The organism is Micromonospora sp. NPDC052213 (assembly GCF_040679695.1).
Lineage (GTDB): Bacteria > Actinomycetota > Actinomycetes > Mycobacteriales > Micromonosporaceae > Micromonospora.
Window position 1 is genome coordinate 1 of sequence record NZ_JBFAVI010000159.1, and the last position, 16,461, is coordinate 16,461.

At 74.0% G+C, this 16,461-nt stretch carries 9 protein-coding genes; 5 read left to right on the forward strand and 4 right to left on the reverse strand.

The window, feature by feature from the left end; translation table 11 throughout:
* Window positions 1-450 (forward strand): hypothetical protein (locus AB0L34_RS27190; protein WP_363707758.1); only part of this gene is annotated, 450 nt, incomplete at its 5' end.
* Here the strand turns inward: AB0L34_RS27190 and AB0L34_RS27195 are convergent.
* Window positions 416-2,257, reverse strand: coding sequence for a BTAD domain-containing putative transcriptional regulator (locus tag AB0L34_RS27195; RefSeq protein ID WP_363707760.1), 1,842 nt, complete (start codon window positions 2,255-2,257; stop codon window positions 416-418). The genes AB0L34_RS27190 and AB0L34_RS27195 overlap by 35 nt on opposite strands.
* 189 nt (window positions 2,258-2,446) lie before the next feature.
* Between AB0L34_RS27195 and AB0L34_RS27200 the strand changes: the two genes are divergently transcribed.
* From AB0L34_RS27200 to AB0L34_RS27210, 3 genes are all read left to right on the forward strand, one after another.
* Window positions 2,447-5,524, forward strand: coding sequence for a BTAD domain-containing putative transcriptional regulator (locus AB0L34_RS27200; protein ID WP_363707762.1), 3,078 nt, complete (start codon window positions 2,447-2,449; stop codon window positions 5,522-5,524).
* A 93-nt stretch (window positions 5,525-5,617) separates the two neighbouring features.
* Window positions 5,618-6,361 carry a DUF2071 domain-containing protein gene (locus tag AB0L34_RS27205; protein WP_363707763.1) on the forward strand — a complete coding sequence of 248 codons (744 nt, stop codon included), beginning with the start codon at window positions 5,618-5,620 and terminating at the stop codon, window positions 6,359-6,361.
* Between the two features lie 122 nt (window positions 6,362-6,483).
* Window positions 6,484-7,413: a diacylglycerol kinase family protein gene (locus AB0L34_RS27210; protein WP_357457929.1), complete on the forward strand. Its 930-nt coding sequence runs from the start codon at window positions 6,484-6,486 to the stop codon at window positions 7,411-7,413.
* 92 nt (window positions 7,414-7,505) lie between these two features.
* On the opposite strand, the gene AB0L34_RS27215 is transcribed toward AB0L34_RS27210, so the two are convergent.
* Entirely contained in the window at window positions 7,506-8,204 is a 699-nt protein-coding gene (locus AB0L34_RS27215; protein WP_363707765.1) for a winged helix-turn-helix domain-containing protein, read from the reverse strand.
* Between the two features lie 192 nt (window positions 8,205-8,396).
* On the opposite strand from AB0L34_RS27215, the gene AB0L34_RS27220 reads away from it, so the two are divergent.
* The gene (locus AB0L34_RS27220) at window positions 8,397-12,764 is read left to right on the forward strand and encodes a S8 family serine peptidase (protein WP_363707767.1); all 4,368 of its coding nucleotides are present in this window, start codon (window positions 8,397-8,399) and stop codon (window positions 12,762-12,764) included.
* 205 nt (window positions 12,765-12,969) lie between these two features.
* On the opposite strand, the gene AB0L34_RS27225 is transcribed toward AB0L34_RS27220, so the two are convergent.
* Both AB0L34_RS27225 and AB0L34_RS27230 read right to left on the reverse strand, forming a co-directional pair.
* Window positions 12,970-13,497, reverse strand: a complete 528-nt coding sequence (locus AB0L34_RS27225) for a winged helix-turn-helix domain-containing protein (protein ID WP_363707769.1) — start codon at window positions 13,495-13,497, stop codon at window positions 12,970-12,972.
* A 592-nt stretch (window positions 13,498-14,089) separates the two neighbouring features.
* Window positions 14,090-16,069 (reverse strand): bifunctional copper resistance protein CopD/cytochrome c oxidase assembly protein, encoded by a 1,980-nt coding sequence (locus tag AB0L34_RS27230; protein WP_363707770.1) that lies wholly within the window; start codon window positions 16,067-16,069, stop codon window positions 14,090-14,092.
* Between the last annotated feature and the right edge of the window lie 392 nt (window positions 16,070-16,461).

Here is a 16,461-nt window from a genome sequence, read left to right on the forward strand (position 1 = left end):
GCCGAGCGGGTCCCGCTGGCCCGCGAGGCGCCGCCGGTCGCCCCGGGGGCGCGGGCCGCCACCGCCGCCGCGGGGAGCACCGCGGCGGACACGGCCAACGGTTACTTCTACGCCTACGAGCACGCCTGGTTCGAGGGCAAGTGGTGCGCCTGGGACGGCACCGCGAAGAACTGGGGCAACCCGGGCGGCGCCGGCACCGGCGGCAAGTGGGGCTGCGGCGGCGACTACGGCTTCGACAACATCGCCACCTCGGTGTGGAACAACGGGTTCTACTTCCCGGGCGCGGACGCGGTGAACATGCACGTGGAGACGTTCTACCTGGGCGGGCGGATGTGCCTGGACCGCGGGGACTACTGGGCCGACTTCACCCTCGGCCTGGAGGTCTTCAACGACGGCACCGCGGCCGACAACCAGATTAGCTCGCACTACTGGGGCACCACCTGCGTGTGAGGCCCGGCCGGGCGGGGGCGGTGTCGTCCCCGCCCGGCCTGCCGTCACGGGTGACGCAGGCGGCCACCCGGCGTCCGGCCCGGCGTCGGGCGTCGGCCCGGACGAGGGCGTCGAGCCGGAAGGCCGGGGCGGCGCCGACCTGGTCGAGCAGGCCCGCCTCGGTCAGGGCGGCGGCGAGGTCCTCAGCCCGGTCGACCCGCACACCGAGGGCGCACGCCAGCTGTGCCGGCGCGAACGGGCCGTCGGGCAGCAACGCCGCGACCCGCAGGGCGTGCCGCAGGGGCCCGTCGAGCGCGGCGTGGTCGCGGGCCAGCACCGCCCGCACGTCGAGGTGCGCGGCCACCAGCTCGTCCAGGCGCCGGTCGGGATCGTCCAGCCGCCGGACGAGTCGGGCCACCGTCCAGCCGGGACGGGCGGCCAGCCGCACCCCGGCGATCCGCACCGCGAGCGGCAGGTGGCCGCAGCGCGCCACGAGGGTCGCCGCGGCGGCCGGCTCCGCCACTACCCGTCCCGGCCCGGCGACCCGGGCCAGCAGCTCCACCGCGTCCGGGGCGGGCAGCGGTCCCAGCCGGTGGCGGGCCGCCCCGGACAGCACACCCAGGCGGCCACGGCTGGTCACCAGCACGGCGCACGCGGCCGAGCCGGGCAGCAGTGGGGCGACCTGCGCCTCGGCGTGGGCATCGTCGAGCACCACCAGCACCCGGCGGCCGTCGAGCAGGCTGCGGTACCGGGCGGCCCGTTCCTCCAGCGTCGCCGGCAGCGCCGTGGGGGCGCAGCCGAGCGCCCGCAGCAGCCGCCCGAGCACGTCCGCCGGATCCCGCTCGCCCACGTCGACGAAGAGCTGGCCGTCGGGGAAGTCGCCGCTGAGCGCGTGCGCCACCCGTACCGCCAGCGCGGTCTTGCCGGTGCCGCCGCGGCCGTGCACCACCGTCACCCGGCCCGTCGTGAGGCTGGCCCGGACGGCGTCGCTCTCCGCCGTCCGCCCGACGAGGTCCGGCTCCGGTGCCGGCAGCTCCGCCGGGCGGCCGCACGGCGGCGGCTCCGCGGGGCGGTCCGGCGTCGGTGCCAGGGGCACGTCCCCGGTGAGCATCCCCCGGTGCAGCTCGCGCAGCTCGTTGCCCGGCTCGATGCCCAGTTGCGCCGACAGCGCCGCCCGCCCCTCCCGGTAGACGGCGAGCCCGTCGGCGGTACGCCCGCTGCGGTGCAGGGCCAGCATGAGCTGGGCGCGCAGCCGCTCCCGGAGCGGATACCGTTGCACCAGCCGGGTCAGTTCACCGATCACCTGTCCGTGCCGGCCGAGGTCGAGGTCCGCCGCGATCCGTTCGGTGACCGCCGCGAGGTGGAGCTCCTCCAGGTGCGGCGCCTCCGTGTCCACCAGCTCCGGGGTGCCGCCGGCCAGCGCCGGGCCGCGCCAGAGGGCGGTGGCCGCCCGCAGCGTCGCCGCCGCCTCGACGCCCCGGCCCGCGTCGCGCGCCGCCCGGGCCCGCCGTACCTGCTCGTGGAAGCGGTCGAGGTCCAGCTCGCCCGGTTCGAGACGCACCGCGTAGCCGTCGGGCCCGGAACGGACGCGGTCCGCGCCGAGCACCGCGCGCAGCCCGGCCACCTGCTTGCGCACCTGCGTGCGTGCCGTCGGCGGGGGCGACTCACCCCAGAGCAGCCGCACCATCCGGGTCACCGGGACCACCCGCCCACCCGCGAGCAGCAGCGTCGCCAGCACCGTCCGCTGCCGCGCCCCCGCCAGCCGCACCGGCCGTCCCTCCCGGAGCACCTCGATCGGTCCCAGGACGCCGAAGTCCACACCCGTCATCCGTGCCTCCTTCCCGAGGGCACGGTGGCAGTCGCCGCCGCCGAACCACTGTCGTCGCGCTGCCGTCCACGGTGGTCGGTCGCCGCCGGACGGGGCGGCGTCCCGGCCGCCCGGTCTTGTCGGACCGTCGTGTTACGGTCGCTCTCGGTCGAGGGGTTGTGGCGGGCCGGCGCGGCGCTGGGGGCTGTCGTGGGGTGGGATTTCTCCGTGCTCGGCACGCTGCGCGTCAGTCGTGACGGCCAGGCGGTGCCCGTGCCCGCCAACCGGCAGCGGGCGCTGCTGGCGGTGCTGCTGCTCAACCAGGGCGAGCCGGTGAGCGTCCCCGCCCTCGTCGACCGCGTCTGGGGCGGCGAACTGCCCACCCACGCCAAGGCGTCCCTGCACTCACTGGTTCGGCGGTTGCGCGCCACCCTGGGCGGTGACGACGGCCGCGCCGAGCTGATCGCCACCGGCGCCAACGGCTATCGCATCGACCTGCCGCCGGACAGCCTCGACCTCGCCCGGTTCGACGCGCTGCTTGCCGCGGGGGAGGCGACGGGCGACCCGCGGCAGCGCGCCGAGCTGCTGCACCGGGCGCTGACGCTGTGGCGCGGCGACCCGCTGGCCGACGTCGTCTCCGACGTGCTGCACCGCGAGGACGTGCCGGCGCTGACCGAGCGGTGGTCGCGCGCGACCGAGGCGTACTTCGACGCCGAGCTGGCCCTCGGCCACCACGTCGAGATCATCCCCGGGCTGCGGCAGGCGACCCGGCGCAGCCCGTTGCGCGAACGGTTCTGGGCGCAGCTGATGCTGGCCCTCTACCGCAGCGGCCGGCAGGCCGAGGCACTCGACTCCTACCAGGAGGTCGCCTCGCTCCTCGCCACCGAGCTGGGGCTGGACCCGTCTCCGGCCCTGCGGGAGCTGCGCACCACGATGCTCCGGTCCGACCCGGCGCTGCGCTGGCGGCCCCCGGCGTCCACCGCCACCGTCGGCCCGGGCGTCCCCGCGCCGCCGGCGAACCCGATGTTCCAGCTCCCGGCCGACCCGGGCACCCTGCACGGCCGAGCGGGCGCGGTGCGGTCGGTCCGGCAGGCGATCGCCACCGCCGCCGCCGAGGGGCGTCTGCCGCTGGTGGCCCTCTCGGGCGCGCCGGGTGTGGGCAAGACCGCGCTGGCCGTCCACGTCGGTCACCAGATGTGCGACCTGTTCCCCGACGGCCAGTGGTTCGTTCGCCTACGCGGGCAGCAACCGGATCCCGCCCGGCCCGCCGACATCCTGGCCGAGCTGCTGACCTACGCCGGCATCCGTGGCGCCGCGCAGCCCGGCACGACCGACGCGCGTGCGGCGGCGCTGCGCGCCGTCCTGGCCGAGCGCTCCGTCCTCCTCGTCCTCGACGACGCGGCCTCGGTCGAGCAGGTCGCCCCGCTGCTGCCCGGCTCGGCGAACTGCGCGGTGATCGTGACCAGCCGCCACACGCTCGGCGGCCTGGTGGCCCTGCACGGTGGACGGGCGGTCAACCTCGACCCGCTCGACCCGGACGAGGCCGTCGGCCTGCTCACCACCGTGCTCCGCCAGCATGCGATGGACGTCGCGCCGGACGCCGTCGCCGACCTGGCCGCGCTCTGCGGATACCTCCCCCTGGCGCTGCGGATCGCGGCGGCCAACCTGGCGACCGCCGGCGAGGCCGACCCCCGGGACTACCTGCGGCGGCTGCGCGACGGCGACCGGCTCGCCGGCCTGTCCGTCCCGGGCGACCCGCAGGTGGCGATGCGCGCCGCGTTCGCGCCGTCCTACCGGCGCCTCGGCGCGGCGGAACGGCGGGCGCTGCGGCTGCTGGCGTCGTCACCGACGGACTGCTTCACCGCCACCGACCTCGCCGCGCTGACGGGCGTCGGCTGGTCCGAGGCCAGCGCCGTACTGCGGACCCTGACCGCCTGCCACCTGGTGCGACCCGGCCACCGCGACCGCTTCGTCATCCACGACCTGATCCGCCTCTACGCGGCCGAGCTGTCCCGGGCCGAGGACACCGCCGGCGAGCGCGCCGCCGCCGTCGACCGCCTGCTCCACTCCTACCTGACCACCGCCGACGCCCTGGCCCGCCGGGGTCACCCCCGGATGGCGTTCCTGTCCCGACCGCCGGGACCGGCCCCGGTGGCCGGCGCCCCGGAGCCGGCCGCACCGGCCCAGTGGTTCCACGCCGAGCACGGCAACCTGCTGACGGCGATCCGGCACGCGGCTCGGCACGGCCCGCCGCAGCTCGTCTGGCACCTGGCCGACCGGATGCGCGGGCACCTGCAGGAGATCGGCGCGCACGCCGAGTGGCGGTCCGTCGCCGAGTTGGGCCTCGACCAGGCCCGCCGACAGGGCGACGACGCGGGCATCGCGGCGATGGAGCTCAGCCTGGCGACGCTCGCCGCCAGCCGCGCCGACTACCCCGACGCCCAACGGCGGTTCACCATCGCGCTGGAGATCCAGCTCCGCCTGGGCAACCGGGCCGGGCAGGCGTCCATCCTGAACAACCTCGGCATCGTGCACCGCGAACAGGGCAACCTCACCGAGGCCGACGCCTGCTACGCCCACGCCCTGGCCCGCTACCGGGAGCTGGGCAACCGGAACGCGGAGTGGAGCTGCCTGGGCAACCTGGGGGTGGTCCAGCTGGAACTCGACCGGGTGGCCGAGGCGGTACGCGCGCAGCGGACGGCGCTGGACGGCTACACCTCGCTGGAGCCGGCCGCGCAGCCGCACGACGACATCGCCACGGTGCTGCACAACCTCGCGGTCGGCCTCCGCGCGCTGGGCCGGCCGGCCCTGGCCGTGGTCCACCTGACCCGTGCCCTGGCGATCCGGCGGCGGACGGGCAACCGCTACGGCGCCGCCACCGACCTCGACCAGCTCGCCGCCGCGTACGCCGACCTCGGCTACCACGCCAAGGCGCTCCACCTCGCCGAGGAGTCCCTGGCCACCGCCCGCGCGATCGGCCGCCGCCGGGTGGAGGCCGAGTCGCTCACCACCCACGCGACGATCGCGCTCGGTCTGCACGGGCCGGCCGCCGCCGTCGACCTGCTGCACCGGGCGCTGCGGCTGAGCCGGGAGATCGGCTACCGCCGCGCGGAGGTCTGCGCCCACATCGGTCTGGCCGCGGCGCACCGGGCGGCCGGGCGGGAGGCGGAGGCGGTGCGGCACGCCCGTCTCGGCGAGCAGCTCGCCCGGCGCGCCGAGCACCTCCTGCTCGCCCGTCAGGCCCGGGATGTGCTGGCCGAGGGCGGGCCGCTGGCGTCGGCGGGCTGATTGCCGAGGGACGTCGGGCCCGTGTGCAACTCCGCGGCCGCGCCGCGCCCGGGAGGGGAGCGTCACCCGGTGACGCCGGGGCAGGATGGGCACGTGTACATCGAGCCGGTCGAGTGCGCGCCCGAGCAGGCGTTCCCGCGTGCGATCCTGCGGCAGCGCTGGGCGGACCTCACCTTCCTGCACTGGGCCGTCGCTCCGCAGCTCGTCGCGCCGCTGCTGCCCGCCGGGACGCGTCCGGACACCCTCGACGGGCTCAGCTATGTCGGCCTGATCGGCTTCCGCATGGTGGGGTTGGGCCTCGGCTGCGGGCCGGGGGTGCCGTACCTCGGCAGCTTCTGGGAGACCAACGTCCGGCTCTACTCGGTCGACGGCACCGGCCGGCGGGCGGTGGTGTTCCGCTCGCTCGACGCGTCCCGGCTGCTCATGGTGCTGGCTGCCCGGGCGACCCTGCGGCTGCCGTACATGTGGTCGGCGATGCGGCTGGACCGGGACGGCGACCGCCGCACCTACCGGTGCCGGCGTCGCTGGCCCGGCCCGCGCGGCGCGGCGAGCCGGATGGTGGTCCGGGTGGGCGGGGCGATCGCCGAGCCGACCCCGCTGGAGCACTTCGTCACCGCCCGATGGGGGTTGCACACCCGGGCGTACGGTCGCACGCGGCACCTGCCGAACTGGCATCCCCGCTGGCCGCTGCACCGCGCCGAGCTGCTGCACCTGGACGACGAGCTGGTCACCGCCGCCGGGCTGCCGGCGCCGACCGGACCGCCGGCCAGCGTGCTGTATTCCCCCGGCGTGCCGGTCCGGTTCGGCCCACCGGTCGCCCTGCGCCCGTCTCGTTGATCACCGGCCGGGATCCCTGTGGGCTTCGCGCAGCATCAACCGGGTGGCCGACGGCACCGCCGACCCGAACACCCGGCCGGCGTGCGTCGTGCGCCGTCCGTCCGGCGCTAGGGTCGGGCCCTATGCGGACGAAGCAGGAGCTGAGCGCGGCCATCCGGCGGGAGCGGCGGGCGGCGCTCGTCGTCAACGCCCACTCCCGGCGGGGCCGCCAGCTCTACGAGGAGACCCGGTCACGGCTGGTCGCGGCCGGCTTCACCCTGCTCGGCACGTACCCGGTCGACCGGCCCGCCGAACTCGAGCAGAGCCTCGCCGCCGCCGCAGACCTCGGGCCGGACCTCCTGGTCGCCGGCGGTGGCGACGGCACGATCGGCACCGCCGCGCGGCTGCTCGCCCACCGCGACATCGCGCTCGGCCTGCTGCCGCTGGGCACCACCAACAACTTCGCGCGTACGGTGGGCATCCCGCTCGACCTCGACGCGGCGGTCGCGGTCCTCACCGACGGCAAGGTGATCGACGTCGACCTCGGACTCGTGGGCAGCATGCGGTTCACCAACCACATCGGCATCGGCCTCTCCGCCGACGTGATGCTCAGGACGCCGCCCCGGCTCAAGCGGGTCATCGGCCGGATCGCGTACCCGATGACCGCCCTGGCGCTGCTGACCCGGCACCGGCCGTTGCGCGCCGCCGTACGCGCCGAGGGACGGCGGCACGAGTTCCTCACCCACCAGCTGTACGTGGCGAACGGCGGCTTCCACGCGGGGCGGCCCATCACCGCGGACGCGGACGCCGACGACCGGCTGTTGGTCGCGTACCCGGTGGGCGGCCCGACCCGCCGCGGACTGCTGCGGGACACGGCGCGCAACGCGGCCACCGGCCATCGCCGCACCCTCGTCGACGAGCCGTTCCTCGCCGTACGCGAACTCTGGCTGGAGACCGACCGGCCGGCGCCCGTGGAGGTGGACGGGGAGCCGTACGGCGAGACCCCGATCCGGATCGGCCTGGACCCCAACGCGCTGCGCGTCATGGCCGCCGCCGACAGTCCGGACCGCTAGGGCGGGGCCGGCAGCCCTTCCCGGCATTACCCCACCTCGCGCCGGGCCGCAGGTGATGGACCACGATGCGGGCTGCCCAAGTCAGGCAGGCATCAGGAACCGCTGACCCGCGGCTGCTGGTGCTCGGTCAGCCGGAACCCGACGCCGCGTACCGCGTCGATGGTCACGCCGGTGCCGAGCCCGGCGAGCTTGCGCCGCAGCCGCTTCACCAGCGACTGCACGTCGGCCCTGCGTTCCAGCCCCTCGTCACGCCAGACCGTCCGGTGCAACTCGGCGTAGCTCCACACCCGGATCGGCTCGGTGGTCAGGCTGATCAGCAGGTCGTGCTCAAGTCGCGTCAGGCCGACCTCGCGATCCCGGCAGCGAGCGGTGGACCGGGCCGAGTCGATCAGCAGCGTGCCGTCGGCGGCCTCGGGCGCGGCGGCAGGGGGCGGCCCGGACGACGCCGGGGGGAGCCGCTGCGGGGCCGCGATCAGCCTGCGCAGCTCGTCGAGATCGGAGACCAGCAGCAGTGGCGCGACGCCCTCGAGGCGCTCCGCGAGTCGGATCCGCTCGGCCGGCGACGGTGTCACCGCGATCACCAGCGGAAATTGTTCCTCGGCCGGATCGCGCCCGTCCGGCACCGTGCTTTCGTCGTGTGCCCCCACAGCACCCACCCCGAAACGATGGGCACGCTTCTGCCCAGCTTCGTCATGATCGTGACAAAAATTGGCAAGCTTCCCGACGGCTGGCCAACTGTTGGTGACGGATTGCTTACGGCAAGTTCTTGATCGTCCTTTCATGTCGATCATAGTGTCCAGACGGGCAGCCGGCGTGACCCGCGCGGTTGCCTGGGGGCCATGGAGGGGTGCGTTCCGCTTCATCCACTCGGGGAGACGCGTGCCCCGCACCCTCCACCGTGGCTCGTTCCACTCTGGGTCGTTCTGGAGGAGGCGCCACCCATGTTCAGACGTCCATCCACGAGACGCACAGCCAGATCCCTGGTGAGTGCCGGCGCGGCCTTGGTCCTCGCCGCGACGGGCCTGGCCGCATTCGGTTCAGGCGCACAGGCCGCGCTGACCGGGACAGGAGCAGCCTCCGCAGACGGCAAGATCCGGCCGGAGCTCAGCAAGCAGCTCCAGGGCAAGACCGAAGGGGATTTCTGGATCCGCTTCAAGGACAGGGCGGACCTGAACCAGGCCGCAGCGATCAAGGACTGGGACAAGCGCGGCGCCGCGGTCGTGGCGGCGTTGAAGAAGACCGCCGCCGAGAGCCAGACCAAGATCCGTGCCGAGCTCGACGGCGCGGGCGCGAAGTACGAGACCTTCTGGGCGACCAACGCGATCAAGGTCAGCGGCGGCTCGCTGGCGATGGCGCAGAGCATCGCCGCCCACGCGGAGGTCGAGGGCCTGTACGCCCCGGTCGCCTACCAGGTGCCCGAGGTCACCAAGGGCACCGACGAGAAGACCGTCAACGCCCTCGAGTGGGGCATCGCCAACATCAACGCCGACGACGTCTGGTCCCAGTACGGCGTCAAGGGCGCCGGCATCACGGTGGCGAACATCGACACCGGGGTCCAGTTCGACCACCCGGCGCTGGTGAACTCCTACCGCGGCAACAACGGCGACGGCACGTTCGACCACAACTACAACTGGTACAACGCCGCCGGGACCTGCGCCGCGGCGCCCTGCGACAGCAACGGCCACGGGACCCACACCATGGGCACGATGGCCGGCTCCGCGGGCGCGAACCAGATCGGCGTGGCACCCGAGGTCAAGTGGATCGCCGCGAACGGCTGCTGCCCCAGCGACGCCGCGCTGGTCAACTCCGGCCAGTGGATGCTCGAGCCGACCGACCTCAACGGTCAGAACCCGGACGTCAGCAAGCGGCCGAACATCATCAACAACTCGTGGGGGACCACGAGCCCCTCCAACGAACCGTTCATGGAGGACGTGACGCTGGCCTGGACCGCGTCGGGCATCTTCGGTGTCTGGTCCAACGGCAACAACGGGTCGGCGTGCCAGACCAGCGGCTCCCCGGGCAGCCTGGTCAGCAACTACTCGGCCGGCGCCTACGACATCAACAACAACATCGCCGGTTTCTCGTCGCGTGGCGTCGGCCAGAACGGCGAGATCAAGCCCAACATCGCGGCGCCGGGCGTGAACGTCCGGTCGAGCGTTCCGGGCGGCAGCTACGCCAGCTACAACGGCACCTCGATGGCCGCCCCGCACCTCGCGGGCGCGATCGCGCTGTTGTGGTCCGCGGCACCGGCGCTGGTCGGCGAGGTCAACCCGACCCGCGCGCTGCTGGACAACGCGGCGGTCGACAAGGCCGACACCCAGTGCGGTGGCACCACCGACGACAACAACGTGTACGGCGAGGGTCGGCTGGACGCGCTCGCGCTGCTCAACGCGGCCCCGATCGGCGACACCGGCACCCTGGCCGGCACGGTCACGGACGCGACCACCGGCGCCCCGATCGCGGGCGCCACGGTGGCCCTGACGGGCGCGGCGGACCGCGAGCTGACCACCACTGCCAACGGGACGTACTCGTCGCTGCTCCCGGTCGGTGACTACCAGGTCGCCGTGACGGCGTTCGGCTACCAGGGCAAGACGACGCCGGCGACCGTCAACCGCGACGCGACCACGACGATCAACGTCGCGTTGACGGCGGTGCCCAGCGTCACCGTCAGCGGCTCGGTCACCGACGGGTCGGGCCACGGCTGGCCGCTCTACGCCAAGGTGACCGTCGAGGGTCCGTCCGGTGTGTCCGACTACACCACGCCCGTCAACGGCCGATACAGCGTCAGGCTCCCGGCCTCGGCCACGTACAACCTCAAGGTCGAGTCGCAGTACCCGGGCTACCAGACCGTCACCAAGGAGGTCGTGGTCGGCGACGGCAACGTCACCGCCAACGTCGCCGTGCCGGTGGAGACCAACTCCTGCACCACGGCGCCCGGCTACCGGTACGGCTCCGACGGCGAGTACGAGACGTTCGACGGCGCCACCGTGCCGGCCGGCTGGTCCGTGGTGGACCACGCGAACACCGGTCAGGTCTGGAAGTTCACCGACGAGGGCGGCCGCCGCAACCTGACCGGCGGCACCGGCAACTTCGCGATCGTCGACAGCGACGAGTACGGCTCCGGTGGGCGGCAGGACACGTCGCTCGTCAGCCCGGTCGTCGACCTGACCGACGTCGCGGCTCCGGTGATCCGGTTCAACCAGGACTACAACTGGTTGGGCAGCGACCGCGCCGATGTCGACCTCAGCGTCGACGGCGGCACCACCTGGACGAACGTGCTCCGGCAGGCGGCCGACGTCCGCGGGCCGCGGGTGACCGAGGTCCCGATCCCGCAGGCCGCCGGCCAGGCGCAGACCCGGGTCCGGTTCCACTACTACGACGCCTCGTACGAGTGGTGGTGGCAGGTCGACAACGTGCTGATCGGCAGCCAGGTCGTCTGCGAGCCGACCAACGGTGGCCTGGTGCTCGGCCACGTCCGTGACAAGAACACCAGCGGCTACGTCAACGGTGCCACCGTCACCAGCGACGAGCGGCCGGCGGAGAAGGCCACCACCGTGGCGACGCCGGACGACGCCGGGCTGGCCGACGGCTTCTACTGGCTGTTCTCGTCGCTGACGGGCAACCACAAGTTCACCGCGAAGGCCGGCAACTACGTCGGCCAGAGCAAGCAGGTCGACGTCCAGGAGGACTGGGCGACCGCCACGAACTTCCAGCTGGCGGCCGGCCGCCTGTCGGTCACGCCGGCTGCGGTGAGCGGAACGGTCCAGATGCCGACCGGCAAGGTCAGCAAGCCGTTCACGGTGACCAACACCGGCGGGGCCCCGGTCGACGTGGAGTTCAGTGAGCGCGACGGCGGGTTCACCCTCCTGCGCGCCGACGGCTCCCGGATCAGCAAGCAGCAGGTGCTCGGCTCCACCGGCGCGCCGGAGCAGCGGCTCACCACCCCGACGTCGTTCGCCGCGGCGGCGAGCGGCAAGTCCGCGACGGCGGCCTCGGCCGCGGTCGGGCCGCAGGCCGCGCCCTGGACCGACATCGCCGACTACCCGGCGAACGTGATGGACAACCGGGTGGTGAACCTGGACGGCAAGGTGTACTCGATCGCCGGCACCAACGGGTCGGCGTCCACGACGAAGAACTTCGTCTACGACCCGATCGCGCAGACCTGGACCCCGATCGCGGATCTTCCCGGCGCCCGCAACGCCATGACGGTGGGCGTCGTGGACGGGAAGATCATCGCGACCGGTGGCTGGGCGGCGTCCGGCCCGGACGGCACCACCTGGTCGTACGACCCGGCGGCCAACACCTGGACGGAGAAGGCCGACAACCCGGCGCCACGCTCCGCGGCCGGGCAGGCGGTCGTCGACGGCAAGCTGTACGCCGTCGGTGGCTGCACCACGTCGTCCTGCACGCCGATGTCGAACGACGTGGTCCGGTACGACCCGGGCAGCGACAGCTGGGAGACGCTGCCCGACTACCCGAAGTCGGTGGCCTTCGCCTCCTGCGGCGGGATCGACGGCGTCGTCTACTGCACCGGTGGCAACGACGGCTCCGCCGTGCTGAAGTCCAGCTACGCCTTCGACCCGGGGGCCAACACCTGGACCGCGATCGCCGACGCGCCGGTCGACAGCTGGGCCAGCTCGTTCGCTGTCGCCAGCGGCAAGCTCCTGGTCGTCGGCGGTGTGCAGGGCGGGGCGATCACGAACGCCGGCTTCGCCTACGACCCGGCCACCGACTCGTGGTCCAACCTGCCGAACGCCAACACGCCGCGGTACCGCGGTGCCGCGGCGTGCGGCTTCTACAAGGTCGGTGGCTCCTCCGGCAGCTTCAACGCCACGCCCGACAGCGAGGCGCTGCCCGGGTTCGAGGAGTGCGCCGAGGGTGGCGCCGACGTCAGCTGGATGACGATCGACAAGACGGCGGTCACGCTGGCGCCGGGCGAGCAGGTCACGGTCACCGTCGGGATGACGGCGAACGTCGACCAGCCGGGCACCTACTCCGGTTCGGTCGCCATCAAGGAGAACACGCCGTACACGGTGGACCCGGTGGCCGTGACGATGAACGTCAAGCCGCCGACCACCTGGGGCAAGCTGATGGGCACGGTCACCGGGACGAGCTGCCAGGGTGCCAGCTCGCCGCTCGCCGGTGCCGTCGTCCAGATCGACTCGTGGGCGATGTCCTGGACGTTCGCCACCGACGCCGAGGGCAAGTACGCCTACTGGATGGACCGTCGGAACAACCCGATGACGATGATCGTCGCCAAGGACGGCTGGAAGCCCCAGACCCGTCAGACGAGGATCAACACCACCACCCCGACGGTGGAGGACTTCGCTCTGTCCCCCATCCGTTGTTGACAGTTGACCGCTAGCTGACAGTCCGGCCCGCCTGGTCATCGACCAGGCGGGCCGGATCAGTTTCGAGGGCGGCGAGCGGTGCGCGTCCGAAGGCCCAGGAGTGCGCGTCCGAGGGCTGCGACCGGTGCGCGTTCCGAGGGCGGCGAGCGGTGTGTGGCGCCGCCCGGCAGCGCCTCCGGGCCCGCTCGGCGGCGGCGGATCGTGGTCAGGCCGGGGCGAGGCGGAAGCCGACCCCGCGGACGGCGTGGATCGTCGCCGAGGCGTTCAGCCCGGCCAGCTTGCGCCGCACCCTCCGCACGACCGAGTGCATGTCGGAGCCGCGGCCGAGGTGCTCGTTGCCCCAGACCTTGAGGTGCAGCCGCTCGTACGTCCAGACCTGCCCGGGCGCGCCCACCAGGCACAGCAGGAGATCGTGCTCCAGGCGGGTCAGCTCGATCTCGCGGTCCCGCCAGCGCAGCACCCGTCGGTCGGAGTCGACGCTGAGGTCGGGTGGTGGCGCAGTGGTGCCGCCGGCGGCCGCCGTGACCACGGTCTGGACGGCTGGGGGCGCTGCCCCTGGCGGCGGGGTCTCCACCACGTCGAGGAACCCTGGTGGCGGGGCCTCCACCACGTCGAGGAACTCCCGTGCCTGGTCGACGCTCGAGACGATCAGAAACGCCTCCGTCCCGCCGAGCAGTCGCGCGAGCTGCCGGCGTTCGGCCGGCGAGGAAGCGATTCCGATGACCAAGGACACGGCCGGGATCCCCCTCATGCCCCACCCCTTCCGGCTCCCCACCCGTTCCGGGACAGTTACTATACGACGCCGATCAATCAGTTTGTGACCCTGTCAGGGTGTCGTCCCGCTTCGGTCAAAGGTGGTTACGTTTTGGCATCCATAAATGGGTGGTTTCGCGGTACGGGGCGGAAGTGGCGAGACCTTTCGTGGTGGGTTGACCGATCTTTCGGACATGGGCGCTCCGGCCGGCGACCGGGCGACTGCCCCGTGATGCCTGCTACCGGCCGCCGTGTCGAGCGCGCTGGTCGTTGCGGGACGCGCGCGGACGGCTCGGGCGTCGCGGCAGCCGACGTCTCGTATGCGGCGTGGTCGTCGTCCGCTTCAGCCGACATCCATCTGAAACACGCGTGTGCTAATTACGGTCACGGGGCGACGGTATTTCGGCGCCGGTCCAGGTCGCGTCGCCCCATACATTGGTGGCGTCCTGAATTGCTTTGACGGACAATTCCGGTATCGCGATGGCACTGCCCCGCCTGACGGACGTGGGCGGGCAGGACGGCCGTGCCAGCGCTGCGCCGGTAGCGGGCGCGCCTCCCGGCCGCCCGCCCGGTCACGGACGCGCGGGGTCGCGGCCGTCCTGCGGGCCGGCGTCGGCGTGCCGGGCGGCGGCGAGGAAGGCGTTGTACCGGGCGAGGTCGTCCTCCTCGCCGGTGGCCTCGGCCCGGTCGGCCGCCCGGTCGAGGCGGCCCTGCTCGCGCCGGTCGGCGCGGATCCACTGGCGCACCAGCACGATCATGACGAACGCGGCCGGTACCTCCCCGAAGGCCCAGGCGATCCCCGCGCCCAGCTTCTGGTCGTCGATCAGGGAGGACGCCCACGCCGGGTGGACGGCGGAGTACCAGTCCGGGGCGATGAGGGTGGTGCTCTGCATCAGGACGAGGCCGAAGAAGCCGTGGGCCATCATCGCGGCCAGGTGGAGGATCACCAGCAGGGGAGGGGCGAGCCTCGGCCGGCCGGGGTCGACCCCGATGAGCACCCAGAACAGCAGGTACCCGGCGGCCACGTAGTGGATGAGCATGGCCAGGTGGCCGACGTGGGACCGCATCAGCATGCCCAGCAGGTCGCTGAAGTACAGGCCGAAGAGGCTGCCGGCGTAGATGCCCAACGCGACCACGGGATGGGTGAGCAGCTTCGCCGGCCGGCTGTGCAGCGCCATCAGCAGCCACTCCCGGGCGCCGCGGACCTGCGGGTCCGTGGGCCGGCGCAGGGCGCGGAGGGCGAGGGTGACCGGGGCGCCGCCGACGAGCAGGATCGGCACCAGCATCGACAGCACCATGTGCTGCACCATGTGGGCGCTGAACAGCACGTACGCGTAGCGGGCCACGCCCAGGTCGGTGATCGCGGCCAGCAGCAGCATGCCGGTCAACCAGCTCGCGGTGCGGGCGACCGGCCAGCGGTGCCCGGCCCGGTGCAGCCGCCACACGCCGGCCAGGTAGCCGCCGACCCCGGCGACGGTGAGGGTCAGGAAGAACATGTCCGGCAGCGGCTGGCCCACCAGGAGTGCCGGGGTCGGCGCGGCGGGCATCGGAAAGCCGAGCAGCTCGGTGATCGGATCGGCGTCGAGCGGGTCCCCGGACACCGGTGTGGGGCTGCGGGACAACGCCACCGACAGCCCGACGGTGGCGGCGAACACGACCAGCTCGCCGACGGCCAGCCGACGGAACGCGCCCGGGCGGCCCGCGCGCAGGGCCGGCAGGGCCCGCGACCGGTGCAGGGCGCCGAGGACACCCAGGATCGCCAGCGCGACGAGCTTGCCGAGGACCAACCAGCCGTAGCGGGACTGCCACAGCTCCGCCACGGAGCCGAGGCGCACGGCGGCGTTGGCCGCCCCGCTCACCGCGACGGCCGCGAAGCAGCCCAGGGCGAGGCGGCTGTACCGGCCGGCGGTGTCGGCGAGCTGCCGGCTGCGACGGATCATCAGCAGCGCCGCCAGCCCGCCGACCCACAGCGCGGCGGCCAGCACGTGCAGGGCGAGGCTGGTCACCGCGACCTGGTGGTTGCCCGCCCCGGCGGCGTGCCCGGTGAACGCCGGCGGCAGCACCGCCACCAGGGCGACCAACGCCACCACGGCGGCGAGCCCGCGCGACACCCCCGCCCGGGCCAGCACCGCCGCCGTCAGGGCGAGCCCCGCCTGCAGCAGCAACGCCTGGCCCTGGGAGATCGAGGAGGCGAAGCTGACCACGGTGGCGAGGTTGAGCCCGTCCACGGGGACGCCGAGCAGGTCCGAGACCGTCAGCACGATCAGCGTGGACGCGGCCACGGCCCAGCCCGCGGCCGCCGCGCCGGCGCGGCGCAGCAGCAGCCAGCCGTGCGGGGACACGCTCGGACCGTCGCCGGGCAGCAGGAACGCGGCCGTCACCACCATCCCCACCGTCAGGGTGGCGAGGCCGTCGGCGAGCAGCCGGACCACGGGCAACGCCCACGCCGTGACCGGCCCGGGATCCGGCAGGCCGGGGATCGCGGCGGTGAGCGCACCGCCGGCGCGCAGGCCGAGCAGGAGTACGGCCACCGCCGACGCCACGGCCGCCACCGGCCCGAGCCACCCGCCGCGACCGCCGGCCGTCGGCCGTACCCCGCGGGCGGTCGCCCCTGCGGTGGGGCCGGCATCCGCCGCCGCGCGCCCGGCGTCCGGGGCGGGGGCCGGGTGGGCCGGGTGGGAGATGGTGTCTGGCACGTCGGTTCCCTTGCTGGTGGTGAGGGTGGTGGTCGCCCGGTGGGGCTGCCCGGCGGGGCCGCCAATGGGGCGTCGACCTTTCCGGTCGGCGGGGCGTGTGTCAGGCGTCGGCGCGGCGGCGACGCCACATCATGGCGGCACCGCCGATGACGGCGGCCAGGGCGCCGGCGGCCACCACCAGCGTCGCGGTGCCCGGCCCCCCGCCGGAGCCGCTCGCCGAGGCGGCGGGGCCGGCCGACGGGGGGGTC

Coding starts and splice junctions, on each gene's coding strand:
- AB0L34_RS27210 (WP_357457929.1), top strand. CDS start 6,484: ATGCGGACGAAGCAGGAGCTGAGCGCGGCCATCCGGCGGGAGCGGCGG.
- AB0L34_RS27215 (WP_363707765.1), bottom strand. CDS start 8,204: ATGATCGACATGAAAGGACGATCAAGAACTTGCCGTAAGCAATCCGTC.
- AB0L34_RS27195 (WP_363707760.1), bottom strand. CDS start 2,257: ATGACGGGTGTGGACTTCGGCGTCCTGGGACCGATCGAGGTGCTCCGG.